General features: G+C 39.1%; 15 protein-coding genes and 1 pseudogene. 11 read left to right on the forward strand and 5 right to left on the reverse strand.

Going from position 1 to position 18,918, the window contains the following annotated elements:
- The first annotated feature begins 308 nt into the window (after positions 1-308).
- Positions 309-1,751 (forward strand): IS1182 family transposase, encoded by a 1,443-nt coding sequence (locus H4J63_RS09300; protein ID WP_004589456.1) that lies wholly within the window; start codon positions 309-311, stop codon positions 1,749-1,751.
- 167 nt (positions 1,752-1,918) lie between these two features.
- On the opposite strand, the gene H4J63_RS09305 is transcribed toward H4J63_RS09300, so the two are convergent.
- Positions 1,919-2,542 (reverse strand): tyrosine-type recombinase/integrase, encoded by a 624-nt coding sequence (locus H4J63_RS09305; RefSeq protein ID WP_004589486.1) that lies wholly within the window; start codon positions 2,540-2,542, stop codon positions 1,919-1,921.
- Between the two features lie 349 nt (positions 2,543-2,891).
- Here H4J63_RS09305 and H4J63_RS09310 point away from each other — a divergent pair, with 349 nt between their 5' ends.
- The 3 genes from H4J63_RS09310 (at position 2,892) to H4J63_RS09320 (ending at position 6,102) form a co-directional block, all read left to right on the forward strand.
- Positions 2,892-3,725, forward strand: a complete 834-nt coding sequence (locus tag H4J63_RS09310; protein WP_182196129.1) for a tyrosine-type recombinase/integrase — start codon at positions 2,892-2,894, stop codon at positions 3,723-3,725.
- Positions 3,722-4,813: an IS91 family transposase gene (locus tag H4J63_RS09315; RefSeq protein WP_182196131.1), complete on the forward strand. Its 1,092-nt coding sequence runs from the start codon at positions 3,722-3,724 to the stop codon at positions 4,811-4,813. The genes H4J63_RS09310 and H4J63_RS09315 overlap by 4 nt, the downstream gene beginning before the upstream one ends.
- Positions 4,814-5,172: 359 nt before the next feature.
- Positions 5,173-6,102 carry a hypothetical protein gene (locus tag H4J63_RS09320; RefSeq protein WP_004589485.1) on the forward strand — a complete coding sequence of 310 codons (930 nt, stop codon included), beginning with the start codon at positions 5,173-5,175 and terminating at the stop codon, positions 6,100-6,102.
- A 300-nt stretch (positions 6,103-6,402) separates the two neighbouring features.
- Here the strand turns inward: H4J63_RS09320 and H4J63_RS09325 are convergent, their stop codons facing one another.
- The 3 genes from H4J63_RS09325 to H4J63_RS09335 all read right to left on the reverse strand — a co-directional run bounded on the left by H4J63_RS09325 (position 6,403) and on the right by H4J63_RS09335 (position 8,895).
- On the reverse strand, positions 6,403-6,852 hold the full coding sequence (locus H4J63_RS09325) for an antitoxin Xre/MbcA/ParS toxin-binding domain-containing protein (RefSeq protein ID WP_182196133.1): 450 nt from the start codon (positions 6,850-6,852) through the stop codon (positions 6,403-6,405).
- 88 nt (positions 6,853-6,940) lie between these two features.
- Positions 6,941-8,374, reverse strand: a complete 1,434-nt coding sequence (locus tag H4J63_RS09330; protein ID WP_182196135.1) for a DEAD/DEAH box helicase — start codon at positions 8,372-8,374, stop codon at positions 6,941-6,943.
- Positions 8,371-8,895 (reverse strand): hypothetical protein, encoded by a 525-nt coding sequence (locus tag H4J63_RS09335; protein ID WP_039490532.1) that lies wholly within the window; start codon positions 8,893-8,895, stop codon positions 8,371-8,373. Before H4J63_RS09335 ends, H4J63_RS09330 begins: the two co-directional genes overlap by 4 nt.
- A gap of 100 nt (positions 8,896-8,995) precedes the next feature.
- Between H4J63_RS09335 and H4J63_RS09340 the strand changes: the two genes are divergently transcribed.
- The 5 genes from H4J63_RS09340 (at position 8,996) to H4J63_RS09360 (ending at position 16,314) form a co-directional block, all read left to right on the forward strand.
- Positions 8,996-9,232: a helix-turn-helix domain-containing protein gene (locus tag H4J63_RS09340; protein WP_004588153.1), complete on the forward strand. Its 237-nt coding sequence runs from the start codon at positions 8,996-8,998 to the stop codon at positions 9,230-9,232.
- A gap of 150 nt (positions 9,233-9,382) precedes the next feature.
- Positions 9,383-10,849, forward strand: coding sequence for an N-6 DNA methylase (locus tag H4J63_RS09345; protein WP_182196138.1), 1,467 nt, complete (start codon positions 9,383-9,385; stop codon positions 10,847-10,849).
- Complete coding sequence (locus tag H4J63_RS09350; protein WP_259365596.1) at positions 10,849-12,000, forward strand: restriction endonuclease subunit S; 1,152 nt, start codon at positions 10,849-10,851, stop codon at positions 11,998-12,000. Before H4J63_RS09345 ends, H4J63_RS09350 begins: the two co-directional genes overlap by 1 nt.
- Positions 12,000-14,510, forward strand: a complete 2,511-nt coding sequence (gene hsdR / locus H4J63_RS09355) for an EcoAI/FtnUII family type I restriction enzme subunit R (protein WP_182196143.1) — start codon at positions 12,000-12,002, stop codon at positions 14,508-14,510. Before H4J63_RS09350 ends, hsdR begins: the two co-directional genes overlap by 1 nt.
- A gap of 517 nt (positions 14,511-15,027) precedes the next feature.
- On the forward strand, positions 15,028-16,314 hold the full coding sequence (locus H4J63_RS09360) for a hypothetical protein (RefSeq protein ID WP_182196146.1): 1,287 nt from the start codon (positions 15,028-15,030) through the stop codon (positions 16,312-16,314).
- Between the two features lie 95 nt (positions 16,315-16,409).
- Here H4J63_RS09360 and H4J63_RS09365 read toward each other — a convergent pair.
- A pseudogene (locus H4J63_RS09365) lies at positions 16,410-16,550 on the reverse strand (transcription elongation factor GreB); the annotation flags it as partial.
- A 195-nt stretch (positions 16,551-16,745) separates the two neighbouring features.
- Here H4J63_RS09365 and ompR point away from each other — a divergent pair.
- Positions 16,746-17,465 (forward strand): two-component system response regulator OmpR, encoded by a 720-nt coding sequence (gene ompR, locus H4J63_RS09370; protein WP_024604499.1) that lies wholly within the window; start codon positions 16,746-16,748, stop codon positions 17,463-17,465.
- Positions 17,466-17,470: 5 nt separating this feature from the next.
- A complete protein-coding gene (gene envZ / locus H4J63_RS09375; protein ID WP_024604498.1) occupies positions 17,471-18,784 on the forward strand; it encodes a two-component system sensor histidine kinase EnvZ in 1,314 nt (437 codons plus the stop codon).
- The last annotated feature ends 134 nt before the right edge of the window (positions 18,785-18,918 follow it).

Here is an 18,918-nt window from a genome sequence, read left to right on the forward strand (position 1 = left end):
TTAGCGTGGGGTTATTGAGTAGATGAACGAAAAGAAAGATTAGATTTAACAATAAACTAATAGTCATGACTGCTTTGTCGGAATATTTGTCGTTAAACAGGCCAAAGCTAACTTCCGCTTTCGTATCTTTGCAGTCTTAATCTCTATGTGTCTCAAGGTCGGATTATGGCACAGACTGTGTGAAAACTCTGATCACCTTTTGGTCTAAGTATGTTCTGCTTATGATCTATTAATCTATACATTTAGTTCACTTAATATACTGATATTTATATAATTAGACTATTGATTCAGTTGAGGGTTGAGGCAGTATGTCAAAGTTTATAAGCGGTGAAAGTCGTGACCAATCAACGTTATTTCCAGAATCGTTGGAAGACTACGTCAGTGAAGATAATACGGTCAGAGTGATTGATGTTTTCATTGAGGAACTAAATCTAGCTGAATTGGAGTTTAAAGGGTTAACTTTAAAGTCCACAGGCCGCCCTAAGTATCATCCAGCCACATTATTAAAACTGTATCTTTATGGTTACCTCAACCGTATTCAATCATCCCGCCGATTAGAAACCGAATGCCAACGCAATATTGAACTGATGTGGCTACTTGGTAAGTTGGCACCCGACTTTAAAACGATTGCTGATTTTAGAAAAGACAACGGAGATGGTATAAAAAATGTGTGCAAAACGTTTGTTGAAGTCTGCCGTCGTCTGAATATGTTTGAGAAACCAGTTGTTGCCATCGATGGTAGTAAGTTTAAAGCTAGCAACAACAAAGGCAATAATTTTACGCCAAGCAAAGTTAAATTCCACATCGACCGAGTCGAAAAGAATATTGAACGTTACCTTGAATTACTTGATGAAGCCGATAAAGAGCAAGCTAACGTCACAAAAATTAAAGCCACAAAAGATAGGCTAGCTGACTTTCGCAGCCAGTTAAAAAAACTACACGAGATTAAAGAACAAGTTGAAGCTCATCCTGACAAGCAAATATCCACTACTGATCCTGATTCACGTTTAATGAAAACTCAAGGTTTTACAAGAGTTGTGAGTTATAACGTGCAAAGTGCGGTTGATACCAAGCACCACCTTATAGTGGCGCATGAGGTGACCAACGTGCCAGATAGAGGCCAGCTTGCGTCAATGACAAAACTCGCACAAAAAGCATTGCGCAAGGAAGATATAAGGGTATTAGCAGATAAAGGTTACTTCAGTCAGCCCGATATAAAAGATACTATCGATTTGGGTGCAGAGCCAATCATGCCCAAGACGGATACATCGTCCTCTGAAAAGAAAGGGATATTTAACCGCTCACTCTTCAAATACGATGCAAATAAAGATATTTACTTATGCCCCGCTGGTAATGAACTTCAAAATCGAATGCAGGTATTTGAGCAAGGTAAATACCTTGATGTTTACTTCAATCACATTGCTTGTCGAGATTGTAAAATAAGAAGTCAGTGCACTAACTCTAAAAAAGACCCTAGGCGAATAAGGCGGTGGGTGCATGAGATTCTGACAGAAGAAATGCTTCAAAAGCTAAAGAATGAACCTGAATTGATGCTTCATCGCAAGCAAACTGTTGAGCACCCCTTTGGCACAATTAAACTCTGGATGGGAGCTACCCACTTACTAACACGAGGTTTAAAAAGCGTGGGGACAGAAATAAGTCTTCATGTCCTAGCTTACAACTTCAGAAGAATGATAACAATTATGGGAGTTAACGGCCTAAGTAAAGCAATTAGAGTAGCGTTGCCATAGCAGTTTCGCTCGCGCGGAGAAAATTGCGATACTGAGAAAAAATCGATCGCAACCATCTTAAATGGTTTCAAACTAAGAACATACCCAAGACAATTTATTAAAAATTAGTTTTCACACAGTCTGGGCACGTGCCAGACTCTAACTTCGAGTCTGGCTTAGGTTCAAATTTAAGCATCGATCTGTTCTGATACTTCTAACGCATCATCAACTTCTATTCCCAAGTACCTGACAGTGCTCTCTAGTTTTCTATGGCCAAGTAGAAGCTGACAGGCTCTTAAATTTTTAGTTTTTTTGTAAATTAGTGATGGTTTGGTACGTCTCATTGAATGAGTGCCATATTGAGTCTTATCTAACCCAATTGAGGTGACCCAAGAGTCAACTATACGTCCATATTGACGGGTTGAAAGGTGTTCAGAGGAATGAATTCGTGACTTAAACAAGTAATCATAAGAATTGAGAGTAAATTGCTCTATGAGCGCCACAATTGATTTCCTTGTATTTCCAGTAATTTCAAATTGAACAGGCATACCAGTCTTTTTTTGAACGACTATTGCCCGTGATTGGATTGCTTTACCATGTGCAATGTCATTAACTTTTAGTGAAACTAAATCACACCCTCTTAGTTTGCTATCTATGGCTAGGTTAAATAGTGCTAGATCTCTTATTTTATGAAAAAGTTCCAGTCGTATTCGGATAGCCCATATTTGCTGTAATTTTAGAGGTAACTTTTGTCCTACAAGCTTATTTTTATTCCAAGGCTCTTTAGGCTGATATATAGTTAACTGGTGCATTAGTTGTACTCCGGTGTTTATGGAGTTTTAAGCTTAGCTCGCTACAAAAGAATTCGGGTATGAGCGATGAGCGGTCATTGAGGTGAGTAGTCATTAATTTAGTAAGAATAGAGGAAACTTTCCTCTTTTTTACATGTTTATATTGGCAGTAGGAAGAGTAATATTTATTGTTGGCAATAATTTACGCTATTTGCTATTAATATAAGTTCATTAAATAAGGACGTTTTCGCGCTAAAAAAGGGAAAGTGTCCTCTGATAAAGTTGTTGAACTAAGCCGCTACGCGGAGATCCTATTCTGACCATTTGAGCCACACTTACCTTGGGGTTATCCCATATTTGGAGGTAAGTCATGAATATACTCATTGAACAAGTCAAAACTGAAATAGCCTACCGTGGTTATTCACAAAGTACCTGTAAAAGTTACTGCGAGCATTTACTTAAACTCAGCCATTATTTTAATAAACCACTCGATTTAATTACTGATGATGAGCTGAATATCTTTTTTAAAGATCCCGCCATTCGCAAGCTCTCCAGAGCGAGTCAAAAAATACAAATAAACAGCATTTGGTTTTTGTTTAAGAATATTTTACACCGCCCACTGAACTTAGACATAGCCTTGCCTAAAGCAAAACCTCGGGCACCTACTTATTTATCGCGTGATGATATTCGACGACTTATAGAAAGTTGCACGGATATGCGCTTAAAAACATTGATAGTGGTGTGTTATGGATGTGGTTTGCGTATTGGCGAACTGCTGCGCATCAAAGTGCAAGACATCGATGGACAGCGTAAAACCATTTTAATTGAACATGGTAAAGGAGATAAGTCACGCTATGTTGTTGTATCAGATAGCGTGCTAAATCAATTACGTTGCTATTGGAAAATGTATCACCCAACGGGCTGGATGTTTTATTCACGATGGTTAATGGATAAACCCATGTCACCCTCAAGCTTCAGAAAGGCATTGAAAAAACATGCACAAATGTGTGGTTTAAAGCACTGTAATCCACATGTATTACGCCATGCTTATGCAACACATCAACTTGAGTTAGGGATGCCGCTTCATCAACTTCAACATCAGCTTGGTCACAGTGACATTAGAACCACGCAAAGTTACTTACACTGGTTACCTGAATTAGGGCATGGTGGCATTGATTTACTCGCAAGTTGGGGAAACCAATGAGCGGCTTGCACCTCGCTGATATTTTAAATTCTGGCCTTGGGAATTATCGGCAGCACCACATAATGAGTTATCAACAGTTACGAGTCTGCCAACACCTTCAATCATGCAGAACGGGGCAGCTCGGTTATCAAGCATGGCAATGTGATAACTGTAGTGAAGTACAACAAATTGGGTGTAGTTGTCGAGACCGTCATTGCCCACGTTGCCAAGGGATGGCTACGGCTAAATGGGTGCAAAAACAGCAGGAAGATTTATTACCGTGTCGGTATTTCCACCTTGTTTTTACGCTCCCGCATGAGTTAAATATCATTGCGCACTACAACCCAAACGCGTTATATCACTGTTTATTTAAAGCCGCATGGCAAACGCTGTGTAAATTTGCGAAACGAAAGAGGCATGGCCAGTTAGGCATGACAAGCGTACTGCATACGTGGGGGCAGAACTTAAGTCAGCATATTCACCTGCATTGCTTGATACCCGCAGGCGCGCTTGATAAAGCGCACTGGCATGAAATAGAAAAAGGCTATTTATACCCCGTTAAAGCATTATCAACAGTGTTTAGAGGGAAAATGCTCGCGGCGCTCAATGAATGCGATAGTTCATTCGCGAAGGTAAGCACACCAACCAAATGGTGTGTTTATAGCAAAGCCTGTTTAACGTACAGTGAAAAGCTAGTTAGTTACCTTGCTCGTTATACCCGAAAAGGCGTGATGTCAGAATCACGATTAGTGTCAGCGACTGAAGAAACAGTGAGCTTTAAATACCGCGATTATGCAGATAACAACCGCGATAAAGTCATGACTCTGAGTTGTGATGAATTTTTACGGCGCTACTTACAACATGTATTGCCCAAAGGGTTTATGCGCATTCGCCACTATGGCTTTTTAGCTAATGCGTGTCACAAGCGAAAGTTAGAGTTAATAAAGGCTCAAGTATCAGCAACCCCATGCAAAGCGGTGAAGCCGAAGGTAGAGCAAGAACGATTAATACCCCATTGGTCTTGCCAGTCATGCAAGACGGGTACCTTACGATTTATTGGTGTGATGAATTTAGATGAGGCGACAAATAAAATAGCGCGAACGAGTTAGCAGCCTTGCTTGCTGCATCAAATCAATAAGTTAACCTGCTTAATTGCTCAGGCTAATAGCGACTGTGCGAGCGAAAAATATCCTTGCTTAACGGTTAAACATTCGGTTTAATGAATAGATAATAAACGCTGAGCAATGCAGGGAAAGCTTAAATTATAATAGGTAAGCTTATTAAATTAGCTGATTTAGCTAGAGCCTCTAAAAAGCAAATTCCCATAGCATAAACAACACCAACTCTGACACACCGAGCAGGTAGCGCCTCAGTCCAACAAGCGATTATGCAACACAAACTGCGTGTCGCATAAATACTAAAGTGTTAGCACTCTATTGGATCATTAATTCAGCATGAAGGAAACTATATGGCAACCACCCCAGAGGAAATAAAAAGTTTATGTGAGCAGTGGTGTTCATCTGTTAAAACACCTGATGGTGGTATGGCAATCGGTGCTAATTCTGAAAAATATAGACTTTTTGCAAATGGAGTCAGGTTCCACGAGTTGGATCATCAGGCTTTATTGGCTTCAATTCTTGGTTTATCTAAAGTGTTACTACTCCCAGGATTAAATACAATCGTTGTAGATGATCACTTTGGGTTATGGTCATGGTGTGCTGAAGTTCTCGTAGGTAGTCGCTCTGAATACTTTAGTAATGAAGAACATGAAATGAAGTCATTGTTTCAGGCTTCAATCAGAGCTTCACTTGTAAATTGTAAGAAGCCAGCCAGATCATCAGAAGAGCAGCAGTTACAATACGAATCTGAACAAAAAATTCCGCATCATGCTAGATACTTCCTATATGACTCATCTCTAATATTGGCTTATATCGGTTTCCCATTACTTGAATCGACTCTAAAACGAGTAAGTTCAACATACTTAAATATGGATGGGACGGTTAAGTCTACTTTTCAAGTAAAAAATCGTGCTGGAAAACCGAGACCTTATAAAATTGGTGCGCAATGCTCCAGCATCAGAGATGTTTTAAATCTTGTGTATGATGAAATCGCAGATTCTGAACTCAAGGTACTTTTGCAAGAATTCAGAGTTCATATTTCAAGCTTAGATGATTCTCAAGACCCATTTGACCTTATATATTCATGGAGAAATCAATCTTTACACGGAAGTACAAACTTCCAAACTATTGGTGGAACTTTACTTAATTTATCTCTGCTTCTTTGCATATACAGTTTAAAAGATAATTACGAAGAATTAAGAAATAAAGTGATTGAGCAATGTAGGCGAGAAGAAAGTCATGATCATAAAAGCCCTTGGTCATTTTATCCTCCGTACTAGTGCATACAAGGCACTTAAGCGGAACTAAAACAGTGGATTAGGTTTCGCTTCACTACACATTATAACCCACTGTTTTAGTCCGCTTAGTGCGGCGTCATCACCGTCCGCTTAGTGCGGCGTCATCACCGTCCGCTCATGGCACAAATGCGACTATCAGAGAAAATTGAGTCATTAATAAGCTCAAATCAACGTTTTAATCTCTAAAGTGATAGCTTCTTGTTAAGTTAAGAAAAGGATAGAACTTGGTTTCATGTTGGCAGTCTGTTGATCGTGCGCTTTACGTCCTAAGACACTTTACTCTTAGGCGTTATAGCCATATTTGAGCCTGTTTACGGTATTTTTAATTAATTCACGGCCAGCTATTGTATCTATAAATGTTAAAGGTTTTTTAGAGTCGAATTGGAGTGACGAGGTATTTAACCAAATATTAAAACGTTCTATATTTTCAAAGTAATCAAGACAAAAAGAGCAGACTTTTGCAATTTCAAATGCATTTTCACTTAAAGTGGTATTTAAGGGCTTTAATTCTTTTTTATAGCGTACATATGAGCTCTTGCTAGTTCTAATAGCTGAAGAAAATGCTCGTATATCCCAGCCTAACTCTATCCTTAGACGCTCAGCATTTTTGATATATACACCTTGATGTATAAAGTTAATTTGCTCTAGGTGACTTGAACTTTCACTGATCTTTCTATTGGTTAAAATCTCTATAAAGTCTATTTTTTTATGAATTTCAGAGAAGCTATACATAGCAACACCTTAAATTAAGTTATATTTCCTCGTGTAACTGAAATTGATGTTACCTGTAGAGGTCTACTTGAGGTAAATTCTAGCGTATTTACCGCAATTCACTTAACCCTAAAGCGATCGCTTCTTGTTGAAAACGGCCTGATATATTAATAATTCGCTCATAGGCACCGGTTAAAAAATGTTCCTCTGTCGCTTCAGGTCTATTGCTCATAACTGGCTGATCAAAAAAGTCAGCAAAGTTATCAAAATCAAACTGAGCTTTGGAGGTTTTTTTATTTTTCTTATTAAAGGTCATTTCACTTAAACCTTCATCTTCAGTAGGTTCTTCAGCAGTAGCTTTCATCTTTTCAAACTTAACTACATCAGCTTCAAATGGAACATCTTGATTAACTCTATACGCGTACTCTAAAAGCTTAGGTTCGGCAGGCATGTACATAATAGCTTCTTGGTTTTTAGAGTTTGTTACCCTCAGTATACGGCCCAATATTTGGCGATAATGCATTTCTGTTTTTATGTTTGTAAGGTGGCAGCAAACCTGCAAACGAGGGATATTTGTACCTTCGCTAATCATACCAACAGAAATAATCCACTTAGTTTGTGCATACCTAAACTGCTGAATAATACTTGTAGGTTCATTTTCTCGGTAGGTTACAACAGTGCTATCCTCGTCAAAGTGAGTTCGCATTAACATAGAGATTTGATGGGCATGCTCAACAGACGATGCAACAATCAACCCCGCTGCATCGGGGTTTTTCAATCTGATTGAAGCCAGCTTCTTTTGAGCTGAAGAAATCATGTATTTTATCACCGCTTCATTTTCAATAACCTCTTGATAAGAAACGCTAGAGTCGTTTAATAACGCTTTAAAGCAGTTAAATGTTTTGGTTTCAACGTCATCTACAACTGTAATATGGCTATTATCAACAGCTACTATTTGTGGAACCCGACAAACATTATCTCCAATAGCCTCAGAAAGCCCGTAAACGTAGTCACACGCTATTTTATTGTTAGGTTGCTGATACGATGAAAGAACAATAGGAGCAGCGTCAGAACGCCAAGGGGTGCCTGTTAAGGCTAATGTATACTGTGCTTTATTTTGAATGTTAAGTATTATCTGCTCACCCCATGCATTTGCATTGGCAATATTAGAGCCAGCACAATGATGAATTTCATCAAATATTACAAAAACACGATATCGTTCAAATAACTGCCAAAAGTGCACATCTAAATACTGTAAGCTTTGATAGGTTAAAGCTCTACCTTTAGCGCCAATAAGCCCATCAAATCGTTCATTCGTTTTTAGCTGTAAGCTTTCCTTAAAGTCTTGAGAAACAATAGACGACGGTGAAAAACAAATAATCACATCGACCATATTATTTTTTAATAACTGGTTAGCTAATTCCGAAGCCATTAAGGTTTTACCCGCCCCAGGAGTTGCCAAGGCTAAAAAGTGGCTATTGCCGCTCTGGTATTGTGTAAGCGCTAAATTAATACACTCGGCTTGCCATAGTCTTAGTTTCATATTTTCTCTAATGCTTCGTTTTGCTTCATTAAGCCTTCAATCGCTCTAATCTTGCCAAGTATTCTTGTATTGTTGTCTCTCGCTTTGTTGTATTGTGGCTGAAGTTCATCTACTAATTCGGGTGACTCCAAATAAAGCTCTTTGTATGCCTCAGATTCCCCCATATTCAATAATAGCTCGGCTTTATAATGATTTAACTTACTAAGTAATAGCGCGTGCTTATCATCTGCCTTTTCTGTAGTTCCAATAGGTATTGCACTAGCTAGCTGAGTAATTACCTCAACGTTAAAGCTTTCTGTTTTATTGAATCGCGTAAATCCTTTTTTATTTGATACCATTTTTTTCAGCCAGCCTTTTTTAACAAGCTTGATCAATTCGGCATATATACTTCGCCTAACTGCTGTAGGTACCAAAGAAGAATCACTTTTTAATGCTAAGTACGCCGAGCGTACATCGCTTGTTGTAAAGTTATCAAAATTTGGTGCAACAATAATTTGAGCTACGAGAGGGTCAAATTTCAAAGTAAATCCTAATAAACTTCTTATAATAATGGGTATTATAGGGCGTGGTAGTTAAGCCCTCAACATGAAAATCTAATCATTTTGCCTTGAGGAAAACCAGGTGAGTGATTTAGTTAAACATTTTGGTGAAAAGCTACGAGAAAAACGCAAAGAAGCAGGCTACTCGCAAGAAGGTTTTGCCGCCTATGTCGGTATAGAGCGCGGTAATTACGGAAAAATGGAAAGAGGTAATGTTAATATTAAACTCGAAACCTTATATAAATTAGTAAACGCATTAAATTGCGAGTTTGAAGAGATACTACCGGCAAGGCAAAAGTATAAAATTGACCTAGATTAACCAAAAACTACTTGGTACTAATATATTATTAATTTTTTAATTAATTAGGGTATATTAATCACTATTACCTCAGGAATATAAATAAGCGAGTGAGTTGCTTTAAGCAAAAAAATCATCTCAAACTCACTGGCTAACAAGGACTTAATTTACATGTTCGAACAAACCTTTAAAAACATCGACGACATTTTTCATAAAGACGCAGGCTGCTCTAGCGAACTAGACTACACCGAGCAATCGTCGTGGATGCTATTTTTAAAATACCTTGATGATTTAGAGTTTACTAAGTCTCAAGAAGCCGAATTGATGGCAGAAGACTACCAATACATTATCGATGAGAAGTACCGCTGGAGTTCTTGGGCTGCGCCTAAAACCGCTAATGATGAGTTTGATCACGATAACGCCTTAACCGGCAGCGACTTAATGGATTTTGTTGATGGCGAGCTTTTCCCCTATCTTAAAGGCTTTAAACTACGTGCCAAAGGCCCTGACACCATTGAATATAAAATTGGTGAAATCTTTAGCGAGATCAAAAATAAAATTCAAAGTGGCTACTCACTGCGTGATGCGCTCGAAAAAGTAGACGAATTACGCTTTCGCTCACAAGAAGAAAAGCATGAGCTTTCACACCTGTACGAAGTAAAAATTAAAAACATGGGCAACGCTGGCCGCAACGGGGGAGAATACTACACACCACGCCCATTAATCCGCGCCATGATAGACATATTACAGCCACAAATAGGCGAAACCATATACGATGGTGCAGCAGGCTCGGCAGGTTTCTTATGTGAAGCTTATGACTACCTTCGCCAAGGCGGTGCCAGTAAAAAGCAGCTTTCAACCAGCGACTTAAAAACTTTGCAAGAAAACACCTTTTACGCCAAAGAGAAAAAGTCGTTAGCGTACGTTATCGCCATTATGAACATGATTCTACATGGCATCGAAGCGCCTAACGTTATCCACACCAATACGCTGGGCGAAAACCTACAAGACATTACCCCAACCAACCAGCACGACATTGTATTGGCTAACCCGCCATTTGGCGGTAAAGAGCGTAAAGAAGTTCAGCAAAACTTCCCGATTAAGACCGGTGAAACTGCCTTCTTGTTTTTGCAGCACTTTATCAAAATGCTCAAGCCTGGTGGCCGTGCCGCTATTGTTATTAAAAACACTTTCTTATCGAATACCGATAACGCCGCCATTGCCTTGCGTAAAGAGCTATTAGAAAACTGCAACTTACACACCGTGCTAGATTGCCCAGCGAAAACCTTCTTAGGCGCAGGGGTAAAAACTGTGGTGTTGTTTTTCACTAAAGGGGAACCAACACAAAAAACATGGTTCTATCAGCTAGACCCTGGCCGTAGTTTAGGTAAAACGAACCCATTAAACGATAACGATTTAAAAGAATTTATCGAGCTACAAAAGGGCTTTGAAGACAGTGCTAAGTCTTGGTCATTGGCGACGTCTGAACTAGATGATGCAACTTGGGATTTATCGGTTAAAAACCCCAACCAAGCAGAAGAAGCGCCCCTGCGTGAACCGCAAGCCATCATTGAAGAAATTATTGCGCTGGATAAAGAGAGTGAAGCGATTCTGAGTAAGATTCAGGAGTTGTTGTGATGGCTCTTTCTACGAATACAGATTGGAGGTATGGAGTACTGGAAGATGCTGTTACTAAAGGCTCCTCCAATATTTCACACGGTAAAATAAAAGAAGATGATGGACCTTATCCAGTTTTCGGTGCTAAGGGCTATATACAGAATATTTCTTTCTACCAACAAGAAAATGACTACATAGCAATAATTAAAGACGGTGCAGGGATTGGTCGTGTTTCAGTGCATCCTGCAAAGTCATCTGTATTAGCTACAATGCAATACCTATTACCAAAGGAAGGCTTTGACTTACGTTTTATCAAATATTTTCTAGAGTCTTTAGATTTTGAGGAATATAGAACAGGAAGTACGATTCCTCATATATATTTTAAAGATTATAAATCTGCACCTTTCCCTTTAATTTCTGTCCCCGAACAAAAACGCATCGTCGCCATTCTCGATCAAGCCTTTGCCGATATAGAACAAGCCCGCGCCAAGACCGAGCAAAACCTCAAAAACGCCCGCGAGCTGTTTGAAAGCTACTTGCAGCAAGTGTTTAGCCAGCGTGGTGAGGGGTGGGGCTTTTATAAATTAAGCGAACTCTGCAATCTCATTTCGGGTCAGCATATTGATGCTAAAAATTATAATAATGAACAAAGGGGCATTGGATATTTAACTGGGCCATCTGACTTTGGAGTTATAAATCCAACTGTTACTAAGTGGACTGAACATCCTAAAAGAACTGCGATCAAGGGAGATATTTTAATAACAGTAAAAGGGTCAGGTGTAGGTAAGGTAAATATTATGTCTGCTGGTGAGTTAGCAATAAGTCGACAGCTAATGGCTGTTCGTCCCACAAATGCTGTTGGTGATTTACTTTACTGGTTTTTAAGTATGCAGTTTGATTATTTTCAATCACTTGCAAATGGTGCAGCTATACCTGGAATATCTCGTCACGATGTTCTTGATCTTAAGTTGTCTATTCCTCTATCGGGCGATCAACAAGAATTGGTTGATCGCATTTCACAATTCAATCTAGAAACTGTTGATTTAGAGAGAATTTATACGGACAAATTGAGTTCACTCGACGAACTCAAAAAATCCATCCTGCAAAAAGCCTTTTCAGGTGAGTTAACGAAAACGCTTGAGGTTGATACAAACAAAGGAGCGGTGGCCTAATGTCACAAGCAAGGATGCGTAACGAAGCAGATACACGCGCGGATTTAATCGATCCTAAATTAGTCACTGCCGGTTGGGGTGAGGTTGATAACAGCTTTATTCGCCGTGAACTGATTTGCCCTGGCCAAATTATGGCCGGTGGTAAACGCGCTAATAAAGTGCCTTGTGATTATGTGCTGGTGTACAAAGGCCGTAAGCTTGCCGCAGTCGAAGCTAAAAAAGAAAGCCTGACTTATAGCGAAGGTGTGCGCCAAGCGAAAGACTATGCACAACGCCTGCAATGCCGTATTGCATATGCCACCAACGGCCATGAGATTTACCAGATTGATATGCTCACAGGTATTGAGACGCTGGTAGATGAATATATGTCTCCCCAAGCGCTTTGGGAGTTAACCTTTGAGCAAAAAGGCGATGCACCAGAAGCGGATTATACGACAGCTTGGCGTGATGCGTTCTCTACTATTCCCTTTGAGGCCAAAGGCGATTGGGCACCGCGTTATTATCAAGAAAACGCCATTCATAATGCTCTTGAAGCCATTGCCCAAGGTAAAAATCGCATCCTGCTAACATTGGCCACAGGTACAGGTAAAACCTGTATTGGCTTTCAAACCGCATGGAAGTTATTTAAAACTCGTTGGAGCTTAACTGCACAAAAAGACGTTAGCCTTGCTAAAAAGCGCCCCCGTATTTTATTTTTGGCCGACCGTAATATATTAGCTAATCAGGCGTTTAACGATTTTTATTCGTTTGGTGATGATGCCATTGTGCGTATCACCCCTGAAGATATACGTAAACGAGGCGGTGTGCCGAAAAATGCTAGCGTATTTTTTACAATTTTTCATACTCTTATGTGTGGGCCTAAAACTGAATTAAAAGAAGCCACAACAGAAGAAGATGAAAATGCGCCACTCAAAAAGGCAGAAAACCCGTATTACGAACAATACCCAGCTGATTTTTTTGATTTAATTATTATTGATGAATGTCACCGTGGTGGCGCGAATGATGAAAGTGCTTGGCGCGATATTCTTAAACACTTTGAACCCGCAGTTCAGCTAGGCTTAACTGCCACACCAAAGCGTACCGATAACGCTGATACCTATGGTTACTTTGGCGAACCCGTTTACAGCTACACATTAAAAGAAGGCATTAACGATGGTTTTTTAACGCCATTTAAAGTGTTACCCATTGTTGGCACTATGGATGAGTACAAGTACATAGAGGGAGATGGTGTTGTTGTAAAAGGCGATCCTGAGCCTGGTAAACTATATAAAGAAGGTGACTTTAACCGTATTATTACCATACCTCAGCGCGAAGAGCGCCGTGTGCACTATTGGATGGATCACTTTAATCCTAAAGAAAAAACCATCGTGTTTTGTGCAACACAAGTTCATGCCGGTATGGTACGCGATTTTATTAATCAGTACGCAGTTAAAAAAGGCTGGACTACCAACACTAACTATTGTGTTCGTGTCACCGCTAACGATGGTGTCGCGGGTGAAAATGATTTAAAAACCTTCTGTGATAACGAAAAAACCATTCCGACAATTTTAACCACCTCACGCAAACTCTCTACCGGTGTAGATGCACGTAATGTACGCAATATTGTGCTTATGCGCCCTTGTAAGAATATGATTGAGTTTAAGCAGATAATAGGGCGAGGCACTCGCACATACGATGGCAAAGACTACTTTACAATTTACGACTTTGTAAAAGCGCACCATAACTTTGCCGACCCTGCTTGGGATGGCGAGCCAATACCCAGCGAAGTATGCTCAGAGTGCGGCACAACTCCATGCCAATGTGAAGACACTGGCGGGGATGGAGCCGGTGAAAAGAAACCGTGCAAGGTGTGTGAACAAAAACTATGTATTTGTGAAAAACCAGAGCCTGAAGGCTGTGATAAATGTGGCGAAAGACCATGTGTATGTGAAAAGCTTGAAATAAAGCTCTCAGACGGCCGTACACGACAAATTAAGCATATTTCCTCAGCAATGTACTGGAGTGCTGAAGGCAAGCCCATTACAGCAAAAGAATTTGTTGAACGTATGTTTGACGACTTACCGCGCTTTTTTGAAAATGAAGACCAACTACGCGAAATCTGGAGCGATCCAACCACTCGCGAAAAGCTATTAGAAGATTTAACCGAAGCGGGCTACGATAGCGAAAAACTCGATAGTATGAAAGCCGTAATTGATGCACAAGACTGCGATGTATACGATGTTTTATCCTACGTAGCGTATGCCTCAGAGGCACAAACACGCACTGAACGAGCTCAACAAGCAAAACCTAAAATAAACTCTGCTTTTAGCGATTATAAACAACAAGAGTTTATAAACTTTATATTAAGTAAATACATTGAAGATGGCGTGCAAGAACTCGCACCTAAAAAAATGCGCAGTTTAGTAGAGCTTAAATACAACACCATTAACGACGCCGCCATTGAGTTTGGATCACCGACAGCGATACGCGATACGTTTATTGGTTTTCAGAAGTATTTGTATGCAAGGTAGTTAAATTATATAACTATCTGTAAGCGGAGGAACAACGAATTAACTTTCTCAAGTTGATGTCTCTGAGCTACTACATATAACAGGTTCAAATAAATACTGCTTTAATAGCGTTTACTCATACATTGATACTCAGAATATTATACTGTAGCCAACGCGTTTGAGCATAAGTTTCAAATTTTCCTCAGGAATTTTTTAAATTCATTTAGCTATGCACTTACGTTATTTTGTTTATCGAATTTCTAATGACTAATTAAACATTTTCGTTTAAACCCAGACACATCATGATACCCATATCATTCTCTACTTAATTTGCTGTAATAGGGAATACTGTTGCACCCAGCCATAGCATAAAAGCAAGTTATAGATGTAATAGTTCAGTCTTAGTTTATAAAAATGAAAGTAAAAATGTATATTGTTAACTTTGTTTGAATTTAGGTGTTTTACATTTAGAATAGTAATAAATTACTAATAAACTAATTGAAGCCAATTCTTTAGGCTTTCTTTGTCTGGAAAAAAAATGAAAAATTACGCTTATATTTGTTATGAACAAGCGGTTAGTGAAGCTGAAGTTGAACTAATAAATCAATTTTGGGAATTAGAGAAAGGTGAGAATATTAAATTTGCAAATAATGCTCAAAATGTATTTAAAGAATTTAAAAGCAAACTAGATAAGCCTTTGTCAATAATAAAAAGTAAAAGTAGCTGTACCAATGTTCATTCAGCATTTAACTGCGATAGCTGCAATAAAAAAAAACTATTTTCTACTCGTAAAGAGTGCATTGAGCAGTTTGAGTCTGAGCGATATGTGTGTAAAAGTTGCCTTGTTGAGTGCTATTTAAAAGATGGAAAATTAACAATAGAAAAGTTAGGTGAGTATATTGAGCAGAGGCTAAAGTCTGAAAGTGCAATTTCTTGTTTAACATATATCGAAAAACTATATTTATTTCTTCTACTTACACGGTTTAATGATGGCAATAAGGCGCCGATTAAGCATCATTACGATGCTCATTCAGAAACTCTCGGTTGCGAAGAAGCAGAAAAAAGAATGATGAAAAGCTTAATTTCCAAAGGTTTTTTAGTCCGCATCACTGAGCATGACTTTAGGGAGGCTCAAGCTCAAGGTCGTGAATCTATAAGATCTTTTCTAGGCGCTTGTTTGCATCTATTTATTCGCGAAGATAATATTGTATCTGAATTGCCAACTTATTCGACTTCATTCATCAACTCCTTTGGATTGTACTTACGCTACTCTGAGGAATATAGCTCAGTTAGCGAATTAACTAAGAGGTTATATGATGATATTTGCGCTCGCAAAGTTAGTAAGAATGATGTAGAGGAGATTCAAGAACTATTGGAAAAAAATAGGATATACAACATCCTGTTGATTATAGAAGACGCTTGTTGTGACTTTAAAGTTACAGTGCAAAAATCACTCCGTTTTGGGAATCTTTTACAGTACCTTGCCAAAAATTATTCATTACCGATTATTAGCTATGTTGTATACAAAGAAGCAAGAAATTTAAGTGCATATTTATATAACAGAAATATCCCCAGTTACATATCTGATAAACTTTTAACAAAGAGAATAGAAGAGTATTTAGACTTAATAAAAAGAAAGAATTACTCTGCTGTTTACACTCGTAGATTGCCTGAAAATATTAGAGTATCAGAAATGGAGGCTTTTTTTTGTAGGGAATTTAATGAAGATTGCTTTAACTGGTTTCATTTAACAAATGAGGAGGTTTTGGACTCCTGGATATCAGGTGCAACAATTGAGTTTAATGTTCCATCTTTACTAAGTTGAAGAGTACATTAAAATAGTACGTGTACTATTTATAAGTTGTTGTTTTTAATGTGAACTTTGTATGCATAGTATGTTTTCTGGGGTTATAAAAGTTAGTCTGCGTTCTCAGAGCGATCTCCGAGGCTGGCTGCCCAGCTAACTATTTTTGTTACTTCTGGGCGTTTAACGTTCCATAGTTGATCGTGTTCTTGTTGTAATTGCAAGTAACCTTCGCGGGTAACTAAATTTGTTTTCATGGCCAATTCTTTATTAACTCTAATGGTGTGCACGTTATTAAATTTGCCAAAACTTGTCGAGCGTAAAATGTAATAAAGTACGAGTAAGGAAGCTTTGAAATGTTCAGTAACAATCTAAGCAAGTAATTAGTTTTTGATTATTAAGTTTTTCATTTATATTAACTAGTAATTGGATATAAAAATAAGAAAGAGATTATGGGACACGAGACCACAAAAGTATTAGTTGTTGATGACGATATGCGCTTACGCAGTTTGCTTGAACGTTACTTAGTAGAGCAAGGCTTTATTGTTAGAACCGCAGGAAACTCGGAGCAAATGGATAGACTCCTAGAGCGTGAAAACTTTCACTTAATGGTTCTCGATTTAATGCTTCCAGGCGAGGATGGCTTATCTATTTGCCGCCGACTACGCCAAAAAGAAAATGAAATTCCTATTGTTATGCTTACTGCAAAGGGCGACGAAGTAGACCGTATTATTGGTCTTGAACTTGGCGCTGACGATTACATTCCAAAACCATTTAATCCACGTGAGCTACTTGCTCGCATAAAAGCAATTTTACGCCGCCGCGCAAAAGAAGTGCCAGGTGCTCCTGCTGCTGAAGAAAACTTAATCGCTTTTGGTAAATTTACGCTTAATTTAGCAACGCGCGAAATGAGTGAAGGGGATAAAACAATATCGCTTACCAGTGGTGAGTTTGCAGTGCTCAAAGCGCTTGTTTCGCATCCGCGTGAGCCACTTAGCCGCGATAAGCTAATGAACTTAGCGCGTGGGCGTGATTACAGTGCGCTTGAGCGAAGTATTGATGTGCAAGTGTCGCGACTTCGCCGCATGATTGAAGTAGATGCTGCTAATCCGCGATATATTCAAACCGTTTGGGGTTTGGGGTATGTGTTTGTTCCCGACGGTGGAAAGTAATATTTATGGGCATGTTTCCGCGCAGTGCTTTTGGGCAAACTGTTTTTTTAGTGGCGGCTTTGTTGCTAATAAATCAAATAGTGTCTTATGTTACGGTTAGTTTTTATGTTGTAAAACCAACTATTGAGCAAGTTAACTTGATGCTTGCTAAGCAAATTAAAACGGTATTTATTGACTGGGAAGATGGCGTTGAAATAAACGACGAAGTATCTGCGAAGTTTTTTGAAATTACCGGCATTGAAGTGATGACTCAGCGCGAAGCGATGCGTCAAGGGCTTGGGCAAAGCCGCGAATATTCTATGCTATCGCGTAGCATGACTGAGCAACTTGGTGGTTATTCTCGTGTACGTATTAGCCAAACTGATCCATTGATTTATTGGGTTGAAGCACCGCAAGCGCCAGGTTATTGGGTAAAAGTACCGCTTAAAGGCTTTAAAGAGAATAACTTAGAGTTTTTAACTTTTTACTTATCAAGTATTGGCTTTTTAAGTGTGCTGGGTGGGTGGTTGTTTGCAAGGCACCTTAATAGGCCATTAAAAGCACTGCAACAAGCTGCAGTAAAAGTAGGTAAAGGCGATTTTTCTACCAAATTAGAAGAAGAAGGCTCAACAGAAGTAATAGAAGTAACGCGCGCGTTTAATCAAATGTCGCGCGGAATTGCCGCACTTGAAAACGACCGCCGTTTACTAATGGCTGGTGTATCGCATGATTTACGTACGCCGCTTACGCGTATCCGTTTAGCCACCGAAATGATGGTTGATGAAGACGACTATCTTCGTGAAGGTATTATTTACGATATAGAAGATATGAACGGGATTATCGATCAGTTTATTGAGTATTTACGCCACCATAAACGTGAAGAGCTAAGTTGCGAAGATATAAATGCTTTAGTTGCCGAGGTTGTAAATTCTGAGCTTCAGCATCAACGTACTATTACGTTTAAAAGTAATCCAAATATAGGCAATATACCCTTAAGCTCTGTGGCTATTAAACGTGTAATTACCAACATGATTGGTAATGCGCTGCGTTATTCTGAGGGCGATATTGAAGTACTTAGTTACTTTAATTCAAACAAAAAATATGTAGTTATCGCTGTAAACGATAGTGGTCCTGGGATCCCTGAAAACGAATTAGAGTCTGTGTTTGAGCCCTTTAAGCAAGGCGATGCTGCACGTGGCAGTGAAGGTAGTGGCTTAGGCCTTGCCATTATTAAACGCATTGTTGATATACACGACGGTAAAGTAAAACTAGAAAACCGCCCAGAAGGCGGTTTAAGTGCACAAGTATATTTGCCAATAAAGGTATCAACCCCTGCATAGTAAATGCAGGTAGTGTTTAGAAATCTGTGTCATTTCAGTATTATTAAGAAAACAGGAGTGACACATGACTCAATCTTTCGACTTCAACAAAGCATTAGCTGAACTTCAAGCTGGTAAAGGCCTTACTGGCGAAG

The sequence above is a fragment of the Pseudoalteromonas sp. 5Ae-yellow genome (assembly GCF_014077565.1).
Taxonomy (GTDB): domain Bacteria; phylum Pseudomonadota; class Gammaproteobacteria; order Enterobacterales; family Alteromonadaceae; genus Pseudoalteromonas.

Excerpts from the sequence above, each read along its gene's own strand:
- H4J63_RS09350 (WP_259365596.1), top strand. The coding sequence starts at position 10,849 with ATGGCTCTTTCTACGAATACAGATTGGAGGTATGGAGTACTGGAAGAT.
- H4J63_RS09300 (WP_004589456.1), top strand. The coding sequence starts at position 309 with ATGTCAAAGTTTATAAGCGGTGAAAGTCGTGACCAATCAACGTTATTT.
- H4J63_RS09330 (WP_182196135.1), bottom strand. The coding sequence starts at position 8,374 with ATGAAACTAAGACTATGGCAAGCCGAGTGTATTAATTTAGCGCTTACA.
- ompR (WP_024604499.1), top strand. The coding sequence starts at position 16,746 with ATGGGACACGAGACCACAAAAGTATTAGTTGTTGATGACGATATGCGC.
- H4J63_RS09315 (WP_182196131.1), top strand. The coding sequence starts at position 3,722 with ATGAGCGGCTTGCACCTCGCTGATATTTTAAATTCTGGCCTTGGGAAT.
- H4J63_RS09325 (WP_182196133.1), bottom strand. The coding sequence starts at position 6,852 with ATGTATAGCTTCTCTGAAATTCATAAAAAAATAGACTTTATAGAGATT.
- hsdR (WP_182196143.1), top strand. The coding sequence starts at position 12,000 with ATGTCACAAGCAAGGATGCGTAACGAAGCAGATACACGCGCGGATTTA.
- H4J63_RS09320 (WP_004589485.1), top strand. The coding sequence starts at position 5,173 with ATGGCAACCACCCCAGAGGAAATAAAAAGTTTATGTGAGCAGTGGTGT.
- H4J63_RS09310 (WP_182196129.1), top strand. The coding sequence starts at position 2,892 with ATGAATATACTCATTGAACAAGTCAAAACTGAAATAGCCTACCGTGGT.
- H4J63_RS09345 (WP_182196138.1), top strand. The coding sequence starts at position 9,383 with ATGTTCGAACAAACCTTTAAAAACATCGACGACATTTTTCATAAAGAC.
- H4J63_RS09360 (WP_182196146.1), top strand. The coding sequence starts at position 15,028 with ATGAAAAATTACGCTTATATTTGTTATGAACAAGCGGTTAGTGAAGCT.
- H4J63_RS09305 (WP_004589486.1), bottom strand. The coding sequence starts at position 2,542 with ATGCACCAGTTAACTATATATCAGCCTAAAGAGCCTTGGAATAAAAAT.
- envZ (WP_024604498.1), top strand. The coding sequence starts at position 17,471 with ATGGGCATGTTTCCGCGCAGTGCTTTTGGGCAAACTGTTTTTTTAGTG.